Annotated in this window: 22 protein-coding genes; 15 read left to right on the top strand and 7 right to left on the bottom strand. The window is 74.0% G+C overall.

The window, feature by feature from the left end; translation table 11 throughout:
- The first annotated feature begins 35 nt into the window (after positions 1 to 35).
- The 7 genes from ACSNOA_RS19470 to ACSNOA_RS19440 all read left to right on the top strand — a co-directional run bounded on the left by ACSNOA_RS19470 (position 36) and on the right by ACSNOA_RS19440 (position 7,852).
- On the top strand, positions 36 to 1,067 hold the full coding sequence (locus ACSNOA_RS19470) for an ABC transporter substrate-binding protein (RefSeq protein WP_436660235.1): 1,032 nt from the start codon (positions 36 to 38) through the stop codon (positions 1,065 to 1,067).
- Entirely contained in the window at positions 1,067 to 1,897 is an 831-nt protein-coding gene (locus ACSNOA_RS19465; RefSeq protein ID WP_436660234.1) for a siderophore-interacting protein, read from the top strand. Before ACSNOA_RS19470 ends, ACSNOA_RS19465 begins: the two co-directional genes overlap by 1 nt.
- Before the next feature lie 133 nt (positions 1,898 to 2,030).
- The gene (locus tag ACSNOA_RS19460; RefSeq protein ID WP_436660232.1) at positions 2,031 to 3,569 is read left to right on the top strand and encodes a pyridoxal phosphate-dependent decarboxylase family protein; all 1,539 of its coding nucleotides are present in this window, start codon (positions 2,031 to 2,033) and stop codon (positions 3,567 to 3,569) included.
- Positions 3,570 to 3,604: 35 nt separating this feature from the next.
- Positions 3,605 to 4,900: a lysine N(6)-hydroxylase/L-ornithine N(5)-oxygenase family protein gene (locus tag ACSNOA_RS19455; RefSeq protein ID WP_436660230.1), complete on the top strand. Its 1,296-nt coding sequence runs from the start codon at positions 3,605 to 3,607 to the stop codon at positions 4,898 to 4,900.
- A complete protein-coding gene (locus tag ACSNOA_RS19450) occupies positions 4,897 to 5,475 on the top strand; it encodes a GNAT family N-acetyltransferase (protein WP_436660229.1) in 579 nt (192 codons plus the stop codon). The genes ACSNOA_RS19455 and ACSNOA_RS19450 overlap by 4 nt, the downstream gene beginning before the upstream one ends.
- Complete coding sequence (locus ACSNOA_RS19445) at positions 5,472 to 7,292, top strand: IucA/IucC family protein (protein WP_436660227.1); 1,821 nt, start codon at positions 5,472 to 5,474, stop codon at positions 7,290 to 7,292. The genes ACSNOA_RS19450 and ACSNOA_RS19445 overlap by 4 nt, the downstream gene beginning before the upstream one ends.
- 59 nt (positions 7,293 to 7,351) lie before the next feature.
- Positions 7,352 to 7,852, top strand: coding sequence for a DUF1772 domain-containing protein (locus ACSNOA_RS19440; RefSeq protein WP_436660225.1), 501 nt, complete (start codon positions 7,352 to 7,354; stop codon positions 7,850 to 7,852).
- 39 nt (positions 7,853 to 7,891) lie between these two features.
- On the opposite strand, the gene ACSNOA_RS19435 is transcribed toward ACSNOA_RS19440, so the two are convergent.
- From ACSNOA_RS19435 to ACSNOA_RS19425, 3 genes are all read right to left on the bottom strand, one after another.
- On the bottom strand, positions 7,892 to 8,377 hold the full coding sequence (locus tag ACSNOA_RS19435; protein ID WP_436660223.1) for an N-acetyltransferase family protein: 486 nt from the start codon (positions 8,375 to 8,377) through the stop codon (positions 7,892 to 7,894).
- A 50-nt stretch (positions 8,378 to 8,427) separates the two neighbouring features.
- On the bottom strand, positions 8,428 to 9,459 hold the full coding sequence (locus ACSNOA_RS19430; RefSeq protein WP_436660221.1) for a phosphotransferase family protein: 1,032 nt from the start codon (positions 9,457 to 9,459) through the stop codon (positions 8,428 to 8,430).
- 131 nt (positions 9,460 to 9,590) lie between these two features.
- Complete coding sequence (locus tag ACSNOA_RS19425) at positions 9,591 to 11,144, bottom strand: NAD(P)/FAD-dependent oxidoreductase (RefSeq protein WP_436660220.1); 1,554 nt, start codon at positions 11,142 to 11,144, stop codon at positions 9,591 to 9,593.
- A 197-nt stretch (positions 11,145 to 11,341) separates the two neighbouring features.
- Here ACSNOA_RS19425 and ACSNOA_RS19420 point away from each other — a divergent pair, with 197 nt between their 5' ends.
- From ACSNOA_RS19420 to ACSNOA_RS19410, 3 genes are all read left to right on the top strand, one after another.
- The gene (locus ACSNOA_RS19420; protein WP_436660218.1) at positions 11,342 to 12,589 is read left to right on the top strand and encodes a mannosyltransferase family protein; all 1,248 of its coding nucleotides are present in this window, start codon (positions 11,342 to 11,344) and stop codon (positions 12,587 to 12,589) included.
- A gap of 33 nt (positions 12,590 to 12,622) precedes the next feature.
- Positions 12,623 to 13,066 (top strand): hypothetical protein, encoded by a 444-nt coding sequence (locus tag ACSNOA_RS19415; protein ID WP_436660216.1) that lies wholly within the window; start codon positions 12,623 to 12,625, stop codon positions 13,064 to 13,066.
- Positions 13,067 to 13,146: 80 nt separating this feature from the next.
- On the top strand, positions 13,147 to 13,746 hold the full coding sequence (locus ACSNOA_RS19410) for a GNAT family N-acetyltransferase (protein ID WP_436660215.1): 600 nt from the start codon (positions 13,147 to 13,149) through the stop codon (positions 13,744 to 13,746).
- Here the strand turns inward: ACSNOA_RS19410 and ACSNOA_RS19405 are convergent.
- Positions 13,730 to 15,244: a chitinase gene (locus ACSNOA_RS19405; protein WP_436660213.1), complete on the bottom strand. Its 1,515-nt coding sequence runs from the start codon at positions 15,242 to 15,244 to the stop codon at positions 13,730 to 13,732. The two genes, ACSNOA_RS19410 and ACSNOA_RS19405, sit on opposite strands and share 17 nt — an antisense overlap.
- A 110-nt stretch (positions 15,245 to 15,354) precedes the next feature.
- Between ACSNOA_RS19405 and ACSNOA_RS19400 the strand changes: the two genes are divergently transcribed.
- Positions 15,355 to 15,768, top strand: a complete 414-nt coding sequence (locus tag ACSNOA_RS19400; RefSeq protein WP_436660212.1) for a type II toxin-antitoxin system Phd/YefM family antitoxin — start codon at positions 15,355 to 15,357, stop codon at positions 15,766 to 15,768.
- 50 nt (positions 15,769 to 15,818) lie between these two features.
- Here ACSNOA_RS19400 and smpB read toward each other — a convergent pair whose 3' ends face one another.
- Together smpB and ACSNOA_RS19390 are read right to left on the bottom strand one after the other, a co-directional pair.
- A complete protein-coding gene (smpB, locus tag ACSNOA_RS19395; RefSeq protein ID WP_436660210.1) occupies positions 15,819 to 16,310 on the bottom strand; it encodes an SsrA-binding protein SmpB in 492 nt (163 codons plus the stop codon).
- Between the two features lie 31 nt (positions 16,311 to 16,341).
- Positions 16,342 to 17,235, bottom strand: coding sequence for a LysR family transcriptional regulator (locus tag ACSNOA_RS19390; RefSeq protein WP_436660208.1), 894 nt, complete (start codon positions 17,233 to 17,235; stop codon positions 16,342 to 16,344).
- A gap of 92 nt (positions 17,236 to 17,327) precedes the next feature.
- Here ACSNOA_RS19390 and ACSNOA_RS19385 point away from each other — a divergent pair, with 92 nt between their 5' ends.
- Positions 17,328 to 18,149, top strand: coding sequence for an NAD(P)-dependent oxidoreductase (locus tag ACSNOA_RS19385; RefSeq protein WP_436660207.1), 822 nt, complete (start codon positions 17,328 to 17,330; stop codon positions 18,147 to 18,149).
- On the top strand, positions 18,146 to 18,565 hold the full coding sequence (locus ACSNOA_RS19380; RefSeq protein ID WP_436660205.1) for a RidA family protein: 420 nt from the start codon (positions 18,146 to 18,148) through the stop codon (positions 18,563 to 18,565). Before ACSNOA_RS19385 ends, ACSNOA_RS19380 begins: the two co-directional genes overlap by 4 nt.
- Positions 18,566 to 18,813: 248 nt before the next feature.
- Here ACSNOA_RS19380 and ACSNOA_RS19375 read toward each other — a convergent pair whose 3' ends face one another.
- Entirely contained in the window at positions 18,814 to 21,069 is a 2,256-nt protein-coding gene (locus ACSNOA_RS19375) for a hypothetical protein (protein ID WP_436660204.1), read from the bottom strand.
- A 189-nt stretch (positions 21,070 to 21,258) separates the two neighbouring features.
- Here ACSNOA_RS19375 and ACSNOA_RS19370 point away from each other — a divergent pair, with 189 nt between their 5' ends.
- Positions 21,259 to 22,926, top strand: coding sequence for an FAD-dependent oxidoreductase (locus ACSNOA_RS19370; protein WP_436660202.1), 1,668 nt, complete (start codon positions 21,259 to 21,261; stop codon positions 22,924 to 22,926).
- Positions 22,923 to 24,353 (top strand): ATP-binding protein, encoded by a 1,431-nt coding sequence (locus ACSNOA_RS19365; protein ID WP_436660201.1) that lies wholly within the window; start codon positions 22,923 to 22,925, stop codon positions 24,351 to 24,353. Before ACSNOA_RS19370 ends, ACSNOA_RS19365 begins: the two co-directional genes overlap by 4 nt.
- The last annotated feature ends 1 nt before the right edge of the window (position 24,354 follow it).

The following is a 24,354-nucleotide window of genomic DNA, read 5'->3' as shown; positions in this document are numbered from 1 at the left end:
CGGTCACTGCCCGACCCTGATCGAAAGACGACGCCATGTCTGATCCCGTCCTCACCCGTCGCCTCTCCCGCCGTGGCCTTCTGGCCGGCGGGGCCGCCACCGTCGCGCTCCTCATGGCCGGCTGCGGAAAGGACGGTGACTCCACCGCACCGGCGGCCAACAGCAGCGGTGGCCCCTGGTCGTTCACCGACGACCGCAACGAGAAGGTGAGTGCCGGCAACCGGCCCACCCGCGTGGTGGCGTTCACCGGCACGGCCGCCGCACTGGTCGATTTCGGACTCGACAAGCAGATCGTCGGCGTGTTCGGCGAGACGAAGCGGGCCGACGGCACGGCCGACCCGCAGGCCGGCGACCTGAACGTGGAGAGCGTCGAGATCCTCGGCAACGTCTGGGGCGAGTTCAGCGTCGAGAAGTACGCGGCCCTGCGCCCCGACCTCCTCGTCACCCACATGTACGACCCGGGGGCACTCTGGTACGTGCCGGACGAAAGCAAGAACAAGATCCTGCCGCTCGCGCCGAGCGTCGCGGTCACCACCGCCCGGGTGCCCATGACCAAGCCGATCGAGCGCTACGCCCAGCTCGCCGAGTCCCTCGGCGCCGATCTGTCGGCGAAGAAGGTCACCGACGCGAAGGCCCGGTTCGAGGCCGCCGCGGAGTCGGTCCGCCAGGCGGTCAAGGCGAACCCCGGCATCAGGGTGATGGCCGCCTCCGGAAGCCCCGACCTGTTCTACGTCTCGAACCCGAAGGTCAGCACCGACCTCATGTACTTCGCCGAACTCGGCGTCGACATCGTGGTGCCCACCAAGCTCGAAGCCGGCGACTACTTCGAGGCGCTGAGCTGGGAGAACACCGGCAAGTTCCCGGCCGACCTCATCCTGCTCGACAACCGCGGCACCGCGCTGCAGCCGAAGGACCTCGCGGCGAAGCCCACCTGGACGCAGCTGCCCGCCGTCAAGGCCGACCAGGTCACCCCGTGGGACGCGGTCCCGCGCTTCTCGTACGCCGGCGCGGCGCCGCTGCTGGAGAACCTGGCCACGGCGATCCGGTCCGCGAAGAAGGTGAGTTGATGGCCGGCACCGCCCTCGCCGTCCAGTACCGCTTCTACGCGGCGCAGGTCGTCGGAGCCCGGCGCGTCGGCACGAGCACCATCCGGGTCACCTTCGGCGGCGACGACCTGGCCGCGTTCGCCGGCGGCGGCCGGGACCAGAGCGTCTCCCTCTTCCTGCCGCACCCGGGGCAGCCCGAGCCGGTGCTCCCCACCGCCGAGGGGGAGGACTGGTTCGGGGCGTACCGTGCGCTCGACCCGGCGATCCGGGCCGTCATGCGTTCGTACACGATCCGGGAGCAGCGGCCCGAGCGCGCCGAGGTGGACATCGACTTCGTGAGCCACGGCGACACCGGGCCGGCCTCCCGCTGGGCCAACCGGGCCGTGGCCGGGGACCGTGTGGTGCTGCTCGGCCCGGCGGTCGCCGACAACCGCAGCGTCTGCTTCCAGCCGCCGGACGACACCGAGCTGGTCCTGCTCGTCGCCGACGAGACCGCGCTCCCGGCGGTCGGCGGGATCCTCGACTGGCTGCCCGCCGGCACGCGCGTCCGCGCCTGGATCGAGGTGCCCGACGCCGGCGACATCCAGCCGCTGCCCGGCGACGCGCGGGCCGAGGTGCGGTGGATCGTCCGCGGCGCGACCCCGCCCGGCAGCGCGCCGCTGGTCGACGCGGTCCGCGCCGCCCGGCTCCCCTCCGGCACCCCGTACGCCTGGGTCGCCGGGGAGTCCTCGATGGTCCGGGGCGTACGCCGGCACCTGGTGAACGAGCGCGGCATCGACAGGCGGCGCGTCACCTTCGCCGGCTACTGGCGCCGGGGCGCCTCCGAGGACGCCCTCCGCGCCGAGAGGTAGCGCCCGCACCCCGCACGTCGCGGCGCCACCCCGTCGCCCGTTCACCCCGCCGTCCTGCCGCCGTCCCCCCAGCGGCGGGTTCCGGCTGCCCGAGAACCACATTCGCCCGCAACCGAGCGTGGAGGACCCGCACATGAACCTGCCCGGACACCGGTTCGAGGCCACCGCGGCCCGGCCCGGGCCACCCGACGCCCGGGGTCACCTGTTCAACGGCGGCACGATCGCCCGGTACCGGACGGCGCTGGCCGACGGCGTCGACCGGGTCGCCAAGCGGGTGGCCGACGCCGACCGCCCCTTCACCGGGGTGACCCCGGCCGCGCTGGCCCCGCGGGTCGACGAGATCGACCTCGACCGGCCGCTCGGCGACGCCGGCGCCGCCCTCGACGAACTCGACGCCGTCTACCTGCGCGACGCCGTCTGGTTCCACCACCCGCGCTACCTGGCGCACCTGAACTGCCCCGTCGTCATCCCGGCGCTGCTCGGCGAGGCGGTGCTCAGCGCCGTCAACTCCTCCCTCGACACCTGGGACCAGAGCGTCGGGGCGACCCTCGTCGAGCGCCGGCTCGTCGACTGGACGGCGGCGCGGATCGGCCTCGGCCCGGCCGCCGACGGTGTCTTCACCAGCGGCGGCAGCCAGTCCAACCTGCAGGCGCTGCTGCTGGCCCGGGAGGAGGCGTGCCGGGACGCGCTCGCTCCCGAGGCGCGCCGGGAGCTGCTGCCCCGGCTGCGGATTATCACCTCGGCGGCCGGCCACTTCAGCGTCCAGAAGTCGGCGAAGCTGCTCGGCTTGGCCCCGGACGCGGTGCTCACCGTGCCGACCGACGGTCAGCGGCGGATGATCCCCGCCGCCGTGCGGCGGCAGGTCGACCGGTGCCGCCGCGAGGGCCTCGTCGTGATGGCGGTGGTCGCCACCGCCGGCACCACCGACTTCGGCTCGATCGACCCGCTCGGCGACATCGCCACGCTCTGCGCCACGGCCGGGGTGTGGCTGCACGTCGACGCCGCGTACGGCTGCGGTCTGCTGGTGTCGCCGACCCGCCGGCACCTGCTCGACGGCATCGAGCGGGCCGACTCGGTGACCGTCGACTACCACAAGTCGTTCTTCCAGCCGGTCAGCTCCAGCGCGGTGCTGGTCCGCGACCGGCGGACGCTGCGGCACGCCACCTACCACGCCGACTACCTGAACCCTGCCCGGATGGTCGAGCAGCGCATCCCCAACCAGGTGGACAAGAGCCTACAGACCACCCGCCGCTTCGACGCCCTCAAGCTGTGGCTCACCCTGCGCGTCATGGGCCCGGACGCGGTCGGCGCGCTCTTCGACGAGGTGGTCGACCGCGCCGCCGGGGCCTGGGAGCTGATCAGCGAGGACCCCCGGTTCGAGGTGGTGACCCGCTCGCCGCTGAGCACCGTCGTGTTCCGGTACCTGCCCACCGGGCCGAACCGGCACCACGCCGACGCCGCGAACCTGCACGCGCGGGAGGCGCTCGCCGCGTCCGGCGCCGCGCTGGTCGCGAGCACCACCGTGGACGGCCGCCACTTCCTCAAGTTCACCCTGCTCAACCCCGAGACCACCCTCGACGACGTCGGGCACGTGCTGGAGCTCGTGGCCGCGCACGCCGGTCGGTACGTGCACGAGCGGACCACCCCCGACCTGGCCTGCCGGGTCGGCTGACCACCGTAGGCTGCGAACCCGCCCCGGAGGGCCGGATGACCACGCACGACTTCATCGCCATCGGACTCGGCCCGTACAACCTGGGCCTGGCCTGCCTCACCGCGCCGATCCCCGAGCTGGACGGGCTGTTCCTCGAAGCCCGCCCCGGCGTCGACTGGCACCCGGGCATGCTGCTCGAGTCGGCCCGCCTCCAGACGCCGTTCCTGGCCGACCTCGTGACCCTCGCCGACCCCACCTCGCCGTTCTCCTTCCTGAGCTACCTGAAGGAGACCGGCCGCCTCTACCCGTTCTACATCCGGGAGAGCTTCTACCCGCTGCGCAGCGAGTACAGCGCCTACTGCCGCTGGACGGCCGCGAAGCTGCCGAACCTGCGCTTCGGGCACGAGGTCACGGCCGTCGAGTACGACCCCGCGGACGAGCGGTACGTGGTCCACGCCCGACTGTCCGACGGCGCGACCGTGACCCACCGTGCCCGGCACCTGGTGCTCGGCACGGGCACCCCGCCGTACGTGCCGGACGCCGTGGCCGGGCTGGGCGGCGACGTCGTCCACACCTCCCGCTACCTGGAGCACCGGGCGGCGCTGCGGGCCAGGCGGAGCGTCACCGTGGTCGGCAGCGGCCAGAGCGCGGCGGAGATCTACCACGACCTGCTCACCGACATCGACACGTACGGCTACCAGCTCACCTGGGTGACCCGCTCGCCCCGGTTCTTCCCCCTCGAATACACCAAGCTCACGCTGGAGATGACCTCACCGGACTACGTGGACTACTTCCACGCGCTGCCCGAGGCCACCCGCTACCGGCTCGAATCCGAGCAGCACGGCCTGTTCAAGGGGATCAGCGCCGACCTCGTCGACGGCATCTTCGACCTGCTCTACGAGCGCAGCGTTCCCGGGCCCGTGAACACGCGCCTGCTCACCAACACCGAACTGGTGACGGCCACGCACGACCCGGCCGCCGGCGCGTACACCCTCGGGCTGCGCCACGTGGAGCAGGAGCGCGACTTCACCCTCCGCACCGAGGGTCTCGTGCTGGCCACCGGCTACCGCTACCGGACGCCGGCGTTCCTCGAACCGGTGCGCGACCGGATCCGGTGGGACGCGCACGGCCGCTTCGACGTGGCGCGCAACTACAGCATCGACCACACCGGACGCGGGATCTTCCTCCAGAACGGCGGCACCCACACGCACAGCATCACCTCGCCCGACCTGGGCATGGGCCCGTACCGCAACTCGTGGATCATTCGGGAGCTGCTCGGCCGCGAGCACTACCCGATCGAGAAAAGCATCACGTTCCAGGAGTTCGGCGCGCCCGCCGGGATGCCGTCGTGACGGCGTACGCGAGGGTGGACCCGCGGCTGGGCGAGTTCACGCTCCGGCCCGTCGACCCGGAGGCCGACGCCCCGCTCCTGCACCGCTGGGTCACCCACCCGAAGGCCGTGTTCTGGCTCATGCAGGACGCCGACGTGGCCCGGGTCGCCGAGGAGTACCGGCGCATCGCCGCGTCCCCGTACCACGACGCCTACCTCGGGCACTGGCGGGGGCGGCCCGCCTTCCTGGCCGAACGCTACGACCCGGCGCACGTCGAACTGGTCGGCCTGCACGACGCCCGCCCCGGCGACGTCGGCATGCACTTCCTCTGCGCGCCCACCGACACACCCGTCCACGGATTCACCCACGCCGTGATCACCACGGTCCTGGCCTGGCTCTTCGCCGACCCGGCCACCCACCGGGTCGTCGTCGAGCCGGACGTCCGCAACACCGCGGTCCACGCCCTGAACGCCGCCGTCGGCTTCGAGGTCGTCGGCACCGTCCCGAAACCCGAGAAGGACGCCCTGTTGAGCATCTGCACCCGCGCCCGCTTCCACGCCGCCACCGGCGTGCCCGCCGAGGGAGTTCCCGCGTGACGGCGTACGACTTCGTGGCCCACCTCACCCCGGCGCACTGGGTCCGCGCCAACCGGCTGCTGGTCCGCAAGGCGCTCGCCGAGTTCGCCCACGAACGGCTGCTCACCCCGGCGCCGTCCGCCCCGCCCGCCGGTGCCGCCCCGCCCGCCGACGGCCTCTCGTGGTACGCGGTGAGCAGCGACGACGCCACCGTCACGTACCGGTTCGCGGCCCGCGTCCGCACCCTCGAGCACTGGCAGATCGACGCCGCGAGCATGGTGCGGCACCGCGGCGACGAGGAACTGCCCCCGGACGCCGTCGACCTGGTCCTCGAGCTGCGCGACACACTCGGGATCTCCGACCGGGTCCTCCCCGTCTACCTCGAGGAGATCACCTCCACGCTGGCCGGCCTCGCGTACAAACTCGACCGGCCGCCGGTCACCGCCAAGGAACTCGCCACCGCCGATTTCCAGACCATCGAGACCTCGATGACCGAGGGCCATCCCTGCTTCGTGGCCAACAACGGCCGGCTCGGCTTCGGCATCGACGAGTACCACCGGTTCGCCCCGGAGGCAGCGCGGCCGGTCCGCCTGGTGTGGCTCGCCGCGCACCGCGACCACGCGACGTTCAGCTGCGCCGCCGACCTCGACTACGACACGCTGGTCCGGGCCGAACTCGGCGCCGACACGCTGTCGCGGTTCGCGGACGTCATGGCCGGGCTCGGCCTCGACCTGGCCGACTACCTGCTCATCCCGGTCCACCCCTGGCAGTGGCGGCACCGGATCGCGGTAACGTTCGCCGGCGAGGTGGCCGAGCGTCGGCTCGTCCACCTCGGACCCGGCCCCGACGAGCACCTCGCCCAGCAGTCCATCCGCACCTTCTTCAACCTCACCGAGCCGGGCCGCCACTACGTCAAGACGGCGCTGTCGGTGCTCAACATGGGCTTCCTGCGCGGCCTGTCGGCCGCCTACATGGCGGGCACGCCGGCCATCAACGACTGGCTCGCCGATCTGATCGCCCGCGACGAGACGTTCGCCGCCACCGGGGTCACGATCATCCGGGAACGGGCCGCGGTCGGCTACCGGCACCGACAGTACGAGGCGGCCACCGACCGGTACTCGCCGTACCGGAAGATGCTCGCCGCGCTGTGGCGGGAGAGCCCCGTGCCCGGCCTCGCGCCCGGCCGGCGGCTCGCCACCATGGCCGCGCTGCTGCACGTCGACCGCGACGGCGGCTCCCTCGCGGCCGCGCTCGTCGACCGGTCCGGGCTGGCGCCGGAGGCGTGGCTGCGCCGCTACCTGGACGCCTACCTCACCCCGCTCCTGCACGCCTTCTACGCCCACGACCTGGCGTTCATGCCGCACGGCGAGAACGTGATCCTGGTCCTCGACGAGCGGGACACGGTCGAGCGGGTGATCCTCAAGGACATCGCCGAGGAGATCGTCGTGATGAGCGCCGACCGGCCGCTCCCGCCCGAGGTCGAGCGGATCCGGGCCGACGTCCCGGAGGAGATGAGACTGCTCTCCATCTTCACCGACGTGGTGGACTGCTTCCTGCGCCAGCTCGGCGCCGTCCTCGCCGAGGCCGGGACGCTGCCCGAGGAGGCGTTCTGGCGTACGGTGGCGGCCTGCGCCGCCGACTACCTGGCGGGCGTCCCGCAGCTGGCCGACCGGGCCCGCCGGTACGACCTGTTCGCACCGGAGTTCGCCCTGTCCTGCCTCAACCGGCTCCAGCTGCGCGACAACCAGCAGATGGTCGACCTCGCCGACCCGTCGGCCGCGCTGCAACTCGTCGGCACGCTGCCCAACCCGCTGGCACCGTACGCGCCGAAGCGGTGACCCGGGAGCGGGGCGCCGGGGCATGGCCCGCGCGCCCCGCGCCGCGTTGAATATGCCGCATGACCGCACTGCGCACCCTGAGCCTGCTCGCCGCGACGGTGACCACGGGCCTGATGGCCGGCCTCTTCGCGGCCTTCGCCTACTCGGTGATGCCCGGGCTGAGCCGGGCCGACGACCGGACACTCGTGATCGCGATGCAGCGGATCAACGAGGCCATCCTCAACGGATGGTTCTTCGCCTGCTTCTTCGGAGCGCTCCTGTTCACCGGCGCGGCGGCGGCCCTGCACCTGGCCGCCGGGTGGCGTGACGCGCTGCCGTGGATCGCGGGCGCCCTGCTGCTCTACCTGGTGGTCATGGTGGTCACGATGGCCGCCAACGTGCCGCTGAACAACGCGCTGGCCCGGGCCGGCGACCCGGACCGGCGCACCGACGTGGCGGCCGTGCGGGAGCGGTTCGTCCCGGCCTGGATCCGGTGGAACCTGCTGCGGGCGGTCGCCTCGACCGGCGCGCTGGGTCTGCTCGCCTGGGCCCTCGTGGTGCACGGCCGGCTCACCGCCTGAGCGTCCGCGGCCCGGCCGGCAGCTCGGGATGCCCGATGGTCAGAACTCCTGGTACATGACGTGCAGGCCGACCCGGCCGAGGACCGGGTGACGGAACGCCCCGGGCACCGTGCCGACCACCGCGAACCCCTCCCGTCGGTACAGCTCGACGGCCGCGCGGTTCGACTCCACCACCGCGTTGAACTGCATGCCCGCGTAACCGTGCTGGCGTGCCCAGTCCAGCGCGTCCCGGCACAGGGCGGTGCCCACACCCCGCCCGCGTGCGTCCGCCGCGACCATGAAACTCGCCGTGGCGACGTGCGATCCGGGCCCGGGCCGGTTCGTGCCCATCTTCGCCGTGCCCAGAACGCGACCCCCGTCGGCGGCCACCGTCGTGCGGCCCGGCGGCATCTCCACCCACGTGCCGTACGCCTCGTCGGCGGTCAACGCCGGGTCGTACGGGAACGTCTCCTGCGCCCGCACGACGTCCTCGATGATCGCCCACACCTGCGCCCAGTCCTCGGGCGCGAACCCCCGGATCCGCACGCGGGGGAGGCTAGGCAGGCTCGGGGTGGGCCGGCAACCCGGTTTCCGGGTCAGGTGCCGGCGAGCGCGTGGAGTTCCGCGGCCAGCAGGTCGACGAGGCGGGCGTGCCGCTCCGGATGGCTCGCCGGGGTCATCCCACGGCTCGGCATCTCCACCACCATGAGCAGGTACAGGTACATCCGGTAGAGGCCGAGCCGGCGGCGCGCGCCGGTGTCCAGGTTGAACGGCTCGTCGGTGGCGTCTCGGTAGCCGCGTACCGTCGGGTGGTCCGGCTCGTCCTCCGCCCGCTTGAACAGCAGCGGGGACACCAGGTCCATCAGCCGGTCGGCGTAGAGGAACCGCTCGCCGTCGACCAGCCCGGTCAGCCGCAGCCGGCCGTCCGGGCCGGCCGCGGCGAGCACGTTGCCGTCCCACCCGTCGAAGTGCACCAGCGCCGGGCGGCGGACCGCGTCCAACGCCGGAGCGTGCCCCCGCACCAGCGCGCGGATGCGGTCCGGCAGAACTGGCAACGACACGTCCCAGTCGGCCGCGTCGTCGAGCGCCGCGTCCACCATCGCCGCGAAGGCGTCGCGCCACGTCGCGCCGGAGGGCCGCCCGTCGTCGTGGCCGAACCGGTCGCCCGTGACGCGGTGCAGCGCGGCGAGCGCCACCCCCAGGTCGTAGCGCGCCGGACCGTCGTCGTCCGGCCCGTCACCGCCCGCACCGTCGGCCGCCAGGTCCGCCAGCGAGCGGCCGCGCAGCAGGCCGGTCACCAGCCATTCCCCGTACGTCGGGTCGCTGCCGTGGTGCAGCAGCGGCGGCACGGGCACGTCCGGGGCGTGGGCCGCCACCAGCCGGAGGTAGCGGGCCTCCGCGGCGCACACACCGTGTTCGTACCGCAGGAGCGGCACCCCGTCGGGCGGCGCGACCTTCAGCACCAGCCGGGCGCCGTCGTCGAGGTGTACCCACCAGACGGTGGCGAAGCTGCCGCCGTGCAGCGGCCCGCAGTCGGCGACCCGTGCGGCCGCGCCCAACGAGGCGCCGATCAGCCGGGCGACGTCGGCCCGGGTGAGCGGGCGTTGGGTGGGGCTGGGCGCGGTCACCGGGCGCCCGCCGGTCGTGCCGGCACCAGCCGGCGCACCACGGTCCGCGACACGCGGGCCAGGCTAGCCCTCCGGCGACTCGCGCGCAGCCCCGCGCACGCTGCCGGCCGGCACCCGCTCCGGGTGGGCGCTCAGACGAGCGGCGCCGGGGCCGGTGGCTCCGTGCCGGTCCGGCCACCGTCGCGCGCGGCGGTCGTCCCCCGGATGGTGCGGCTCGGCATGACCGGCGCGTCCCGGCCGGTCCCGTGACCGGACCCGGTGGGCCGGTGCTGCTCGTGGTAGTCCTGCTCCACGTTGACCGACCACACGTCGTGGGCGGCGCCGTCGACGATGTTCTCGACCGTCAGCATGGCGGTGAGCATCGAGTGGTCCTGGTTGTTGTACCGGTGCATGCCGTTGCGCCCCACGGGGTGCACGTTCGGCACCTCGCGGGCCAGCCAGCGACGGACCACCTCGACGTTGTGCTGGTACCCCTCGTCGTACACGGGGTAGGCCTTCGGCATCCGCACCACGTAGCCGGCCTCCACGGCGCCGGGCCGGGCCAGTCCCAGCCGCTCCAACTCGGCGGTCGCGAGCGACACCAGGTCGTCGTCGCTGCGGCGCCACATGTCGTCGCCCTCGAACACGAAGTACTCCAGGCCCAGGCACGTGCGGCCGTCCTTCACGAGGTACGGCGACCACGAGCCGAAGTTCTGGATCCGGCCGACCCGCACCGTCGGGTCGTGGATGTAGATCCAGTTGTCCGGGAAGGAGAACTCGGCCGGCAGCACGAGCGCCACGGTGAGGAAGTCGCGGTGCCGCAGGGCGGCGGCGCAGGCCCGCACCTCCGGCGGTGCGGGCGGACGCAGCACGGCCACCAGCTCGGGCAGCGGCATGGACGAGATCACGTGGTCCGCCGGAACGGACCGCTCCCCGGCCACCCCGTTCACGGTGACCGCGACGGCCCGCCGTCGTGCCGGGTCCCGGTGCACCGTCGTCACCCACGCGCCGGTGTCGAGCTGGCCTCCGCGGGCGCGCACCTCCTCCGCGCACCGCTCCCACATCATCCCCGGGCCGTACTTCGGATACTGGAACTCCTCGATGAGACTGGTCACGTCGGTGCGGCGGCGGCGCGGCAGCAGCGCGTTGCGCACGGCCCCGGCCAGCGACAGGTTCTTGATCCGCTGCGCGGCCCAGTCCGCACCGAGCCGGTCGGCGGGCATTCCCCAGACCTTCTCGGTGTACGTCTTGAAGAACATCGAGTACAACCGCCAGCCGAACCGCGCCGACACCCAGCCCTCGAAGTGCGACTGGTCCTTCGGCGGCCGCAGGCGCGCCCGCGCGTACGAGCCCAGGCAGCGGGCCGCCTCCCAGACACCCAGGTTGCGCAGGGCGTTGGGCGCGCTGAGCGGGTACCGGTACAGCGCCCCGCGGTAGAGGATCCGGCTCATCCGCGGCCGGAGCAGGAAGTCCTCGTCCGGCAGGATCTCCCGCCAGAACGCCTCCACCCGGCGCACCTTCGTGAAGAAGCGGTGCCCGCCGATGTCGAAGCGCCAGCCGTCGCGCTCGACCGTACGGCTGATCCCGCCCACCACCTCGTCGGCCTCGAACACCCGCACCGGCTGGTCCCGACGGAGCAGCTCGTACGCGGCCGTGAGCCCCGCAGGGCCCGCCCCGATGACCACCGTTTCCTGCCGCTCGCCCATCTGCCGCGCTCCCTGTCCCGGGGCTGCCGTGAGCGCGCCGCGTACCCCTTATCCGGCCGATCTCACCGGGCGGCCGGCGGATCCCGCCGGCCGCCGGCGCGAATCACCGGGTCGGGTGAGGTTCGGCGGTGCGGTGGCGGGGAAACGCCCGCGTTCGCGGCCCCAGAGTCGGCTGCGGGCCGCGGGGAGCACCGGAGATGGTCGACCAGTGGCGGGACACCACGGACGCGCGGCGTCCCGTGGCGCGCCGACGCGCCCGGCTCGCGGTGGCCGGCGCCCGGGTCGCGCGCATCGGCCGCCGGGTGCCGGCGCCCTGGCCGTACGTCCTCGCGCTCTTCGTGGGATCCAAGCTGCTGCTCACCCTCGTCGCGGTCGTGGTGCGGCACGCCTGGGATGGCGTCCCCGGCATCCCACCGGCCGACGAGGCCCTCATGTGGGAGCAGCAGCGGGACATCTCCGGGCACCGGTGGATCTCGTCCTGGTTCGCCTGGGACTCGATCCTCTACCTGCGGCTCAGCGAGGCGCCGCTGACGCAGCCGTGGCACGACTTCGGTTTCCCGCTGCTCTATCCGTTCCTGGCCCGCCCCGTCGGCGCCGTGCTCGGCGGGAACAACGCCCTCGCCCTGCTGCTGATCAGCAACGTCGCGTTCCTGCTGCTGCTGTGGTACGCGTACCGGCTGGGCGAGCGGCTGCTCGGCGACGACGCGGCCGCCCGCCGGTTCCTGCGGTACCTCGTGCTGATGCCCGCCGCGTTCCTGTTCCACGCCGCGCTGACCGAGGCGCTCTTCCTCTGCCTGGCGGTCGCCGCCTTCTACCACGCGGAGCGCCGGCGGTGGCTGGTCGTCGGCGTCGTCGGGTTCTTCCTGGCGCTCAGCCGGTCGGTGGGCATGTTCGTGGCGGTGCCGCTCGCCGTGCTCCTCGTACAGCAGCACGGCTGGCGGCTGCGCCCCCGCGCCTGGGCGACGTACGCGCGCACCGGCTGGCCGTTGCTGCTGCTCCCCGCCGGCTGGTTCACCTTCATGGCGTTCTGCCGCTGGCAGGGCGGCGACTGGTTCGCCTACCAGCACGCCCAGGAGACGGGCTGGGGGATCCGGGTGCAGAATCCCTTCGCGGTGCTGGTGGGCGGCCTCGCCGGGCCGCCCCTGGACGCGGTCCGGGCGGGGTTCGCGACCGCCGCGCTCGTGGTCCTCGCGGTGGGGCTGCGCCGCCGGAACCCGGCGTACCTCGTCTACGGCCTGCTCATGGTGCTGGTGCCACTGTCGATGGGACCACCGGTCTTCAAGAGCCTGCTGCGGTACCTCCTCGCCGCGTTCCCGGTCTGCCTGGTGCTGGCCCGGTGGACCCGCAACGCCGCCGTCGACGTCTGGGTGACCGCCGCCCTCGCCCTGGTCCAGGGCACCCTGTTCGTGCTCTGGCTCAGCTACTGGACGCACGTGATCATCTGAGCGGCCGGCGGCGTCCTGCGGCACGATGGGCGGATGACCGACCGGCGCGTACGCCTCGCCGACCTCGGCGCGTGGCTCGTCAAGGGCAACGCCGACACGACCGACCTGGCGGCCCGGTTCGCGCGGGAGCCGCGGGTAAGCGGGTGGTGCGTGCGCCCCGGCTACCGGGCGCGCCTCATGCGGGCCGGGCAGCCGGTCGTGCTGTGGGCCAGTGGGAGCCGCGGGCGCCTGCCGTACGGGGTGTGGGGGACCGGCCGGGTGACCGGGCCGGCGCAGCCGGGCGAGCCGGGCGGCCCCTGGTCCGTCCCTCTGGACCTCGTGGTCCTCGACGAGCCGCTGCGGGTGCGCAGGGAGCGGCTGCGCGCCGACTCCCGACTCGCCGGGCTCGAGGTGTTCCGACAGCCGCAGGCGGCCAACCCGTCGTACCTGACCGTGGCCCAGTTCGCCGCCCTGCGCGATCACCTGCCGCACGGTTGAGCCGACCGGCCGCCCCCGCGACGGCGCGGCGCGCGGCAGGATGAGGGCCTCCCGTCGCCGCGCCGCCCCCGGAGTCGCCCGTGTTCTCGCTTCCCCTCGCGCCCGACGTCGAGATGCGCCCACTCGAGCCCTGGCGGGCCGAGGAGTTCCTCGCCCACCTCGACCGCGCCCGCGACCACATCGCGCCCTGGGTGTCACCGTCCTTCGTGACCACGGACCTCGAGTCGGCCCGGGCCACGCTCCAGCGGTACGCCGACCGGTGGGCCCGCGACGCCGGCGGCCTCTGGGGGCTGTGGTGGCAGGACACCCTCGTCGGCGGGATCGTGCTGGTCTCGTTCGACGTCACGCTCGGGCTGTGCGAGGTGGGCTGCTGGCTCGAACCGGCCGCGCAGGGACACAACATCGTCTTCCCGGCGGCGAGCCGGCTCATCGACTGGGCGGTGCGGGAACGCGGCATCCACCGGGTGGAGTGGCGCACCAACGCCGAGAACCGGCGCAGCATCGCCCTGGCGCGCCGGCTCGGCCTGCGTCACGACGGCACGCTCCGCGAGGTCTACCCCGACCCGGTCGGCCCGGGCCGGATCGACCTCGAGGTCTGGTCGGTGCTCGCGCACGAGTGGGCGCCGGCGTCGCCCACGGCGACGCCGGCGCCGGACGGTGGGGTCAGGGGAGCGCCCTGAGGAAGGGGCCGTGGTTGAGGCGGAACTCCCAGTCGTAGTAGCGGTCCCAGTTGATCGACCAGGTCATCAGCCCGCGGAAGGCCGGGTTGGTGCCGCTGCGCGGTGCGTAGGCGCCACAGCCCTGGCCGCGTACGAGGCAGGTCACCGCCGCCTGCACACCGGCCGGGGCCAGGTAGCCGTTGCCGGCGCTGACCGAGGACGGGGCGCCGAACGCCACCTGGTCCTCGCGCAGCGGCGGGAAGACCGCGGACGCGTTGCCGGCCACCGGGAACCCGGCCAGCAGCATGTCGGTCATCGCGACGTGGAAGTCGGCGCTGCCCATCGTGTGGTACTGGTTGTCGAGCCCCATGATCGGCCCGGAGTTGTAGTCCTGCACGTGCAGCACGGTGAGGTCGTCGCGCAGCGCGTGGATCACCGGCAGGTAGGACCCGGCGCGCGGGTCCTGCCCGCCCCACGGGCCGGGCCCGTAGAACTGGTAGCCGAGCTGCACGAAGAACGTCTCCGGCGCCATGGTCAGCACGAAACCCGCGCCGTAGCGCTGCTTGAGCGTGCGCAGCGCCGCGATCAGGTTGACGACCACGGGGGTGGTCGGGTTGCGGAAGTCGGTGTCCCCGGGGTTCAGGTAGAGCGAGTGCCCCTCGAAGTCGACGTCCAGCCCGTCCAGTCCGTACCGGTCGATGATCGCCGAGACCGAGCGGACGAACGTGTCCCGGGCCGCGGTCGTGGTGAGCTGCACCTGCCCGTTCTGGCCGCCGATGGAGAGCAGCACCTTCTTGCCCTGCTGCTGTTTGGCCCGGATCGCGGCCACGAACTCGGCCTCGGTGTCCACCCCCGGGCACTCGCCGGCCGGGCAGAGCTGGAACCGGATGTCGCCGGACGTCGCCGATGTGGGCTCGCCGAACGCGAGGTTGATGATGTCCCAGTCGGCCGGGACGTCGGCCATCCGCAGATAGCCCGAGCCGTTGGCGAAACTCGCGTGCAGGTATCCGATGAGCGCGTGGCGGGGGATGCCCGTCGCCGGCGGGGTCGTGGGCGGGGGCGTCGTGGGTGGCGGCGTCGTGGGTGGGGGCGTGGTCGGCGGGGGAGTGGGTGTCCCTCCGCCGCACGGCGCGCCGTCGAGCGTGCAGTCGGTGGGCGTGCCGGAGCCGGTGGCGAGGAAGCCGAACGAGACCGACGCCCCCGGTGCGATGGCGCCGTTCCAGGACCGGTTGGTGAAGGTGTGCCGTTGGCCGGAGCTGGTCACCGTGGCGTCCCAGGAGGAACCGAGCGTGGTCCCGGCCGGCAGCGTGAAGGCGACCTGCCAGCCGGTCATGGTGCCGGCGCCGCCGTTCGTGATCGTGTACTTCCCCTCCCACCCGCCGCCCCAGTCGGAGGTCTTCGCGAACGTCGCGGTGGGGCCGGCGGCCCGCGCCGGGGCGGCCGGGACGAGTGTGGCGGCGGCCGCCGTGGCGAGCGCGGCCACGACGGCGAGCAGTGGGACACGGGCGTGACGAGGCATCCGGACCTCCCGGTACGAGAGCCGTCGATCGACGGATGCACAATTATTAGGATTGTTAACTGTAGATGTCCAGGGCCGGTTGTGTCGTACCCGGAAGGCAGCATGCATCCATGGCTGTCCCCGCGCTGACCCCCTCCTCCGACCAGCCACGTTCCCTGCCGCTGCGCGAGGTGCGCACCCGGCTCACGCAGCTCGTCGCCCTCGCCGAGCTGACCGACAGCGTCACGGTGGTGACGCGCGACGGCGATCCGCGGCCGGTCGCCGCCATCGTGCCGGCCGGCGCCGCGCGCACGCTGGCGCAGACCCGCGCCGACGCCGACCGGCTGACCGCGGTCACCACCGGCTGGGCGCGCCGCCTCGACGAGCTGCGCGAGCAGAGCGGCCGCCGGCACGCCGCCGAGCTGCGTGCGGTCCGGGCCGCGCTGGCACAGGCGTGGGCCGAGCTCGACCGGCGCGCCGCGCCGGGCGGTGACCCGGCCCTGGCCCGGCTCCGCGCCGCCCACGCCGACCTCCTCGCCGACTGAGCCGCCGCCGGCCGGTGACCGCCGGGTCAGCCGCGGCGGTGCCCGCCGGGTCAGCCGCGGCGGGGCCGGCCCTTGAGGTGGCGCCCCATCTCCCGGGCGATCTCCCGGTTGGCGTCGCGTTCGGCGAGGGCCTGCCGCTTGTCGTACGACCGGCGGCCGCGGGCCAGCGCGAGCTCGACCTTGGCCCACCCGTTCTCGAAGTACATGGAGAGCGGCACGAGGGTGATGCCGCCCTCCCGGGTCTTCGCGAGGATGCGCTCGATCTCCACCCGGTGCAGCAGCAGTTTGCGGGTGCGCCGCGGCTGGTGGTTGGTCCAGCTGCCGAAGCCGTACTCGGCGATGTGCAGCCCGTACAGCATGATCTCGCCGTCGCGCTCCTGGGCGAACGCGTCGACCAGCGACGCCCGCCCCTCGCGCAGGGACTTGACCTCGGTGCCGACCAGGACGATCCCGGCCTCGTACGTCTTGAGCACCGTGTAGTCGTGCCGCGCCTTCTTGTTCGACGCGATCAGTCGGCGCTCGGGCTGCCGGGAGGCGTTCACCGGCCGAGGATATCCGGCCGGACCGGCCTGGTCAGAGACCGCCGGCCACCTCGGCGAGGACGGGGAGCAGCCCGGCCGCGGCCGGTGAGCGGTGCCGGTGGGCGACCGTGGCCGCGTACACCCGGCGCGCCGGCGCGTCGTCGGGGTGCAGCCGGAGCAGGGCGAGGTCGGCCGGGGTGGCCCGGACGGCCAGCGCGGGCACCAGGGCGACGCCGAGGCCGGCGGCCACGCAGCCCAGCTTGCCGGTCCAGTCGGCCGCCACGATGTCGATCCGGGGCCGGAAGCCCGGCGGCATGGCGGCCCGCATGAACGGGTCGGCCCCGTCGGCCGACCCGGCGATGAAGGAGTCCCCGGCCAGCTCGGCCAGGCGTACGGTGCGGCGCCGGGCCAGCGGATGCCGCCGGGGCACCGCCACGAGCAGCCGCTCGTCGAGCAGGTGGCGCAGGGCGAACCGCTCGGCGTCCAGCGGCTGGTCGGGTGGCGCGCTCACGACGGCGAGGTCCGCGTCGCCGGCCAGCAGCCGCTCCAGCAGGGCCGGAGTGCGTCCCTCGACCAGCGTCAGGGTCACCCCGGGGTGCGCGTCCCGGAACGTGGCCAGGGCGCGGGGCACGAGCGCGGCCATTGCGGTGGGGAAGGCGCCCACCCGCAGCCGGCCGCCACCCAGGCCGCGTAGCGCGTCCAGCTCGCGGCGCGCGGTGGTGAGCCGGTCGAGCACCGCCTCCGCGTGGGGCAGCAGCCGGTGTCCCTCCTCGGTCAGCGTCACCCCCCGCGGCAGGCGGTCGAAGAGCACCACCCCGAACTCCGCCTCGAGGGCGGCGATCTGTCGGGACACGGCCGACTGCGTGTAGCGCAGTTCCCGCGCCGCCGCCGTGATCGACCCGTGCCGCACCACCGTCCGCAGCACGTCCAACGCCTCGATCTGCATCCGCACACCGTAGCTCGCCATGCGGCCGGCGCATGGCAGCCATGAGGATCATTCGTTGGCCGCATCAGTCTCCGCCCCCTACGGTTGCCGGCATGACGAAGATCGCCGTACTCGGCACCGGGCGGATGGGCGGGGCCATCGCCCACCGCCTGCTCGCCTGCGGCCACCCCGTGACGGTCTGGAACCGCACGCCCTCCCGCACAGAGGCGGTGCGTCGCGCCGGTGCGCACGTGGCCGCGTCGCCCGCCGAGGCGGTCGCCGGCGTCGAGGTCGCCGTCACGATGCTCGCCGACCCGGCCGCCGTCGATGCCGTCCTGTTCGGGCCGGACGGTGCCGCAGCGGCCCTCGCGCCGGGCACCTGCCTCGTCGAGATGTCCACCATCGGACCGGCCGCCGTCCGCGCCCTCGCCGGGCGCCTGCCGGAGGGCGTACACCTCGTGGACGCCCCGGTCGGCGGTAGCGTGACCGCCGCGGCGGCCGGCCGGCTCCGGGTGCTCGCCGGCGGCCCGACCGCGGCCGTCGAGCGGGTCGCCCCGGTGCTGGCGGCGCTCGGCGCCGTACGCCATCTGGGGGCCACCGGCAGCGGCGCGGCCGCCAAGCTGGTGCTCAACGCGGCCCTCCTCGTCGGCGTGGTCGGCGTCGCCGACGCGCTCACCGTGGCCCGCGCCGTCGGGGTCGACCGGGACACCGCCCTGGACCTGCTGGACGCCGGTCCGCTCGGCGCAGCCGTGCCCCGGGCCACCGCCGCCGACGCGGACTTCCCGGTCACGTTGGCCCACAAGGACCTCGGGCTCGTCCTCGACGAGCTGGCCGGCGTGGACGCCCCGGTGGTCCGGGCGGCCCGCGCGGCGCTGGCCGCCGCCTCCGACCCGACCGCCGACATCGCCACCCTCACCACTCCGGAGCAGCCATGAAACTCACCCTCGACAACCCCGACCGCGTGGCCGCGCCCTTCGGGGACCGGTACGCGCACGTGGCCCGCGTCGACCTCGACGGCGGCGCCCTGCTGGTCCTCGCGGGGCAGGTCGGCGTCGACGACGACGGCCGAGTGATCGCCCCGGGCGACATCACCGCACAGTCCGAGCGGATCTTCGACATCGTCGCCGGGGTGCTCGCCGCGCACGGCGCCGGCCTGGCCGACGTGCTGCACATCCGCAGCTTCCTCACCGACCTGGACGACCTGCCCGGCTACGCGGCCGTCCGGCGCCGGCTCTTTCCCCGCACCCCGCCTCCGGCCAGCACCACGGTCGAGGTGAGCCGTCTCTTCCTGCCCGGCGCGGTCATCGAGGTCGAGATCACGGCGGCCGTCCCGGCCCGCCCGCCCCGCTGACACGGCCGGGGACGCTCACCGCGCCGGCGCGGCCGGGGACGCTCACCACGCCGGCGTGGCCGGGACCCACCGCCTCGCGGCGCGGCGGGGGCGCCGGCCCGGCGCGTCGGCCTCGGGTCGGCCATGGCCGCTGAGCGTGATGCCTCTCAGTCATATTTATGCCTCTGCGGCATCACGCTCGTCGCGACCATCAACGCCCCGCGGGCAGCGCCGGACGGCACGGCGGCAGCGTCGGTGACGAGGCGCCGTCAAGGCCGGTCGGCGCGGAGGCGGTCGGACAGCTCGCGGACGGCGGCGGCGAACCGGTCGTCCGACTCGCACGGCAGGTGCCCGGCGATGGGCGGCGGCACGCTGTCACTGGGCGGCGGGAGGAGACCGCGCGGGTCCCGCTGCCGCCGGTCCACCCGCGTGGCCGGGTCGCCGGCGGGCACCGGGTCACCCGGGTGGTGCGGTGAGAACACCCAGCTGCCGATCTGGTCGGTGTCCCGCCAGATGTTGATCCACCGCCAGCCCACCCGCCGCCCCACCTCCCGGAGCGCCTCCTCATCGACGTACGCCGGAAAGAGGCGTCCGTAGAGCCGGCGCAACGGCGTGCCGGAGGTGAGCAGGGCGATCCGGCCGCACACCGAGTCGGGCAGTTGCAGGAGGGTCGCCGCGAGCAGCACCGAGCCGTGGCTGTGCCCGGACAGCAGCACCCGGTGGCCGCGCCCGACGAGGTAGGTGATCCGGCGGGTGAGTTCGGGCACGGCCCGTTCCGCGTAGCACGGCGGGGCGAACGGGTGGGCCGAGCGGGGCCAGAACGTGCCCAGGTCCCAGATCACGCCGACGTACCGGCGGAACTCGGCCGTGCGGTAGGCGAAGATCCCGCCGATGACCAGGCCGACCAGCAGGCCGGCGATCAGCCAGGCGCCCACCACCATGAAGAAGTTCACCAGCTCGCCCGGTATCCCGACGAACTGCTCCACGACGTCGGCCGGGTAACGCCCCATGAGCCCGACGACGCTGGTGACGAGGCCCAGCCCGACGAGGCAGGCGTACACCAGGGTGAAGCCCTCCAGCCGGTCGGTGAACCGCGCCCGGGCGATCGTCCGCCGGACCTGCCGCAGGCGCGGCTCGGCCTCCGGCGGCGCGTCGGGGAAGTCGCGGGCGACGATCTCGGCGGCCTCCCGCTGGCGGCCCCGGCCGGAGACGAGGGTGTCCAGACCGCCCACCACCAGCGTGCCGACGATCGCCAGGAAGAACCCGAAGATCGCCCACTTGTACGCGAGCGGTGGGCTGATGATCACGTCCGTGGCGGTCGACTGGTTCCGGTTGAGGTAGTCGCCGACCCGGTAGACCAGTTCGGCGGAGAACGCCACGGCGAGTCCGGTGGCGACCGCCGAGACCGCCGGCGAGCCCCATCCGCGCAGCGATCCGCCCCGTGCGGGCGGTGACGTGCCCTGCCTGGCCGTGCGCTGGCGCAGCACGACCAGTCCGATGGCGGCCAGCAGCGCCGTCTGGGCCACGAAGATCAGGGTCACGGTCGCCCCGTACCGTGGCAGCCCGATGTCCCGCGGCCAGGGCGCCGGGTCGACGAGGACGACCACCACGACCAGGATCGTCAGCCCGCAGGCCACGGTGCGCAGGCCACGGGTCAGCCCGTCGATCCCGTGCCCGGCTTCCGGCCGGTCGATGCCCGGGTGGGCGCAGACCAGCGCCACACAGGCGACCAGCAGCGCGCCGACCGCCACCATCAACCCCAGCGACGCGCCGGACGCTCCCGGCCCGGCCCGGGCCACGAGCAGGCTCGCGTCGAGCGTGGCGAACGCCGTGGCGACGTGGATGGAGCGGAGCCGTCCGACGAGCGGCGCCGAGTCCCACTGACCCACCCCGCTGAGCGCGTGCGCGCTCGTTCCTCCCTCCCGCGGCGGGCGGAACGCCGTGAACGGCCGGCCCGGGCGCGCGCCGAGCCACCAGACCAGGCCGATGGCCGCCGCCGGGACCAGCGCGAGGACCGCCAGCCGCAGGCCGGTCGGACGCCCGCCCAGCCAGGAGAGCCAGTCGCGGCCGCCGAGGCAGCGGGGGTGGGACATGCACCGCCAGGCGACCAGGTCCAGGGCGACGCCGACGATGGAGAGCACGTAGAGCGCCGTCAGGGTGAGCCCCAGCACCCGGCACAGCGACATCATCCCGGCGTGTGAGCCCGCCGTCTTCGGGCGCATCCAGACGGCGACGTTGCAGAGCATGAACGGCAGCAGGAACACCAGCGACAACGTGCGTACGGCGGTGCCGGAGGGCAGGTCGCTCCAGCGGTACGCCTCGAGCGTCACCCCCGCGGGGCCGGCGCTGTCCGGGTAGCCGGGGCGCGGCCGGTAGAACCCGCCGTTGCTGTCCCCGGCGACCTGGTACGCGTGCGGCCGGTCCAGCACCTGCTCGGCGCCCGCACCGGAGACCCCGTGCACCCGCAGCTCCACGATCTCCCCGGGCGTGGCCGGCCCGCTCGACGACGCCGGCGTCTCCACCATCGCCCTCCCGAGGTGTCCGCGCAGCCCGGTCCGGGCGTCCGCCCAGGGCGGGCGCCCGGCCCCGGTTACCCGCCCCGGGGCCGGCCAACCGTCGGCTCCGCCGCCCGTGCCCCGGCCCGCGGCGTAGCACGCGCCGCCCGGCGCCGAAGCCGGGGACGGACGTGACCGCCGCAGGCCGGAGGTGGTTTCATGGGCGCCATGGCGAACCCGGTGATCCTGACCGTCGACGACGACCCGGTGGTCTCCCGGGCAGTGGCCCGTGACCTCCGCCGGCGGTACAGCGAGCGCTACCGGGTGATCCGGGCCGGGTCCGGCCCGGAGGCGCTGGACGCGCTGCGCGAGATCAAACTCCGCGGTGAGCAGGTGGCGCTGCTGCTCGCCGACCACCGGATGCCCGAGATGACCGGCATCGAGTTCCTCGAGGCCGCGATGGATCTCTTCCCCGCCGCCCGTCGGGTGCTGCTCACCGCGTACGCCGACACGGAGGCCGCCATCGAGGCGATCAACGTGGTCGACCTCGACCACTACCTGCTCAAGCCGTGGCACCCGCCGGAGGAGAAGCTCTACCCCGTGGTGGACGGCCTGCTGGAGGCGTGGGCGGCCACCCCCGACGCGGCGCTCACCGAGATCCGCGTCGTGGGGCACCGCTGGAGCGCCCCCTCGTTCACGGTCCGCGACTTCCTGGCCCGCAACCTCATCCCGTACCGCTGGCTGCTCGCCGACGAGCCGGAGGGGGCCCGGCTGCTCGCCGCCGCGGGCGCCACCGAGGCGGACGTGCCGCTGGTCGTCACGGCGGAGGGCAAGACGCTCGTCACCCCGACCGTGGCCGAGCTGGCCAGCGTCGTGGGGCTCACCGTCGAGCCGACGACCGACTTCTACGACGTGGTGGTGGTCGGCGGCGGCCCGGCCGGCCTCGGCTCGGCCGTGTACGCGGCGTCGGAGGGGCTTCGGACGATCCTCGTGGAGCGCCGGGCCACCGGCGGCCAGGCCGGGCAGAGCAGCCGGATCGAGAACTACCTGGGCTTCCCGGACGGCGTCTCCGGCGCGCAGCTCACCGACCGGGCGCGGCGGCAGGCGCTGAAGTTCGGCGCCGAGCTGCTGAGCACCCGCGAGGTGGTGGGGCTCACCGAGGCCGGCGGCGCCCGCCTGCTGCGCTTCGACGACGGCAGCGAGATCGCCGCGCACACCGTGGTGCTGGCCACCGGGGTCTCCTACCGGGTGCTCGCCGCCCCCGGGGTGGCCGACTTCACCGGCCGGGGCGTCTTCTACGGGGCCGTCTCGACCGAGGCGCCGAGCTGCGTCGACCAGGAGGTCTACATCGTCGGTGGGGCGAACTCCGCCGGCCAGGCCGCCGTCTACTTCTCCCGGTACGCGGCCAGGGTCCACCTGCTGGTCCGCGGCGCCGACCTCACGGCCTCGATGTCCCGCTACCTCATCGACCAGATCGAGCGCACCGACCGGATCGTCGTGCACACGCACACCGAGGTGGTCGGCGCGGCGGGCGGGGAGCACCTGGAGCAGTTGACCCTCTGCAACGCCCGCACCGGCGAGCGGCGCACCGTCGACACCTCCTGGCTGTTCGTCTTCATCGGCGCCGAGCCCCGCACCGAATGGCTCGACGGGGTGCTGGCGCGCGACGCCCGGGGTTTCGTGGTCACCGGGCCCGACCTCGTCACCGACGGGAAGCGCCCGCCCGGCTGGTCGCTGTCGCGCGACCCGTACCACCTGGAGACCAGCCTGCCCGGAGTGTTCGCGGCCGGCGACGTGCGCTCGCAGTCGGTGAAGCGGGTGGCCTCCGCCGTGGGCGAGGGCGCCATGGCCGTCTCGCTGGTGCACCGCTACCTGGAGGCTCAGTGAGCGCCCCGACCGACCGGCTCACGCCGGACGAGCTCCGCACGCTGTTCCTCTTCGAGGCGCTCGACGCCGACCAGCTCGGCTGGCTGGCCGAGTACGGCCGGGTGGAGCAGCGGGCCGCCGGCACCGTCGTCTTCGGTGAGGGCGAGCCGGCGACCTGCTTCTTCGTCCTGCTCTCCGGCACCGTGACGCTGAGCCGCCGGGTGCAGGACGACGAGGTGGAGATCAACCGGACCTCCCAGCGCGGCGTGTACGGCGGGGCCACCCAGGCGTACATCGAGGGCGCGAACGAGCAGGTCTACCGCAACACGATGCGGGCGGTGACCGACGCCGACCTCTTCGTGCTGCCCGCCGCGGACTTCGCGAGGGCCGTCCGCTCCTGGTTCCCGATGGCGATGCACCTGCTGGAGGGGCTGTTCATCGGGATGCGGAACACCCAGAACATCGTGGGCGAACGGGAACGCCTGCTCGCCCTCGGCTCGCTCTCGGCCGGGCTCACCCACGAGCTGAACAACCCGGCCGCCGCGGCGGTCCGGGCGACCTCGGTGCTCCGGGACCGGGTGGCCGCCATGCGCAGCAAGCTCGCGATGATCGCCGACGGCCGGCTCGACGGCAGCGCCCTGCACCAGCTCGTGGAGTTGCAGGAGGAGGCGGTGGCGCGGGTGTCCGGCGCGCCGAAGCTCAGCCCCATGGCCGTCTCCGACGCCGAGGACGCGCTCACCGACTGGCTGGACGAGCGCGGGGTCAGCGGCGCCTGGGACCTGGCGCCGATCCTGGTCAGCGGCGGCGCCGACACCGACTGGCTCGACCGGGTGCGGACGTCCGTGGGTCCCGCCGACCTGGAGACCGCGATCCGCTGGCTCACGTACACCATCGAGACCGAGCTGCTGATGCGTGAGATCGGCGAGGCCGTCACCCGGATCTCCGGCCTGGTCGGCGCGGCCAAGCAGTACTCCCAACTGGACCGGGCGCCGTTCCAGGTCGTCGACGTGCACGACCTGCTCGACGCCACGCTCGTCATGTTCAAGGCGAAGATCCCCGCCGGGGTGAAGCTCGTCAGGGAGTACGACCGTAGCCTGCCGCACGTCCCGGCGTACGCGGCGGAGCTGAACCAGGTGTGGACGAACCTCATCGACAACGCGCTCGCCGCCATGGGGGAGAAGGGCACCCTCACCGTCCGCACCGGACGGTCGGACGACCTGCTCACCGTGGAGATCGTCGACACGGGTCCGGGGATCCCCCCGGAGGTGCGCCCGCGCATCTTCGAGCCGTTCTTCACCACGAAACCCGTGGGCAGCGGCACGGGGCTCGGGTTGGACATCTCGTACCGGATCGTGGTGCACAAGCACCGCGGCGACATCCGGGTGCAGAGCGCGCCGGGCAACACCGTGTTCCGGGTGCTGCTGCCGCTCACCGCCGAGCGGCGTTGAC

This window comes from Micromonospora sp. URMC 103, from assembly GCF_051386435.1.
Taxonomy (GTDB): Bacteria; Actinomycetota; Actinomycetes; order Mycobacteriales; family Micromonosporaceae; genus Micromonospora.
Note: the sequence above shows the minus strand (reverse complement) of the source record. Positions and strands in the feature narration are given on the sequence as shown.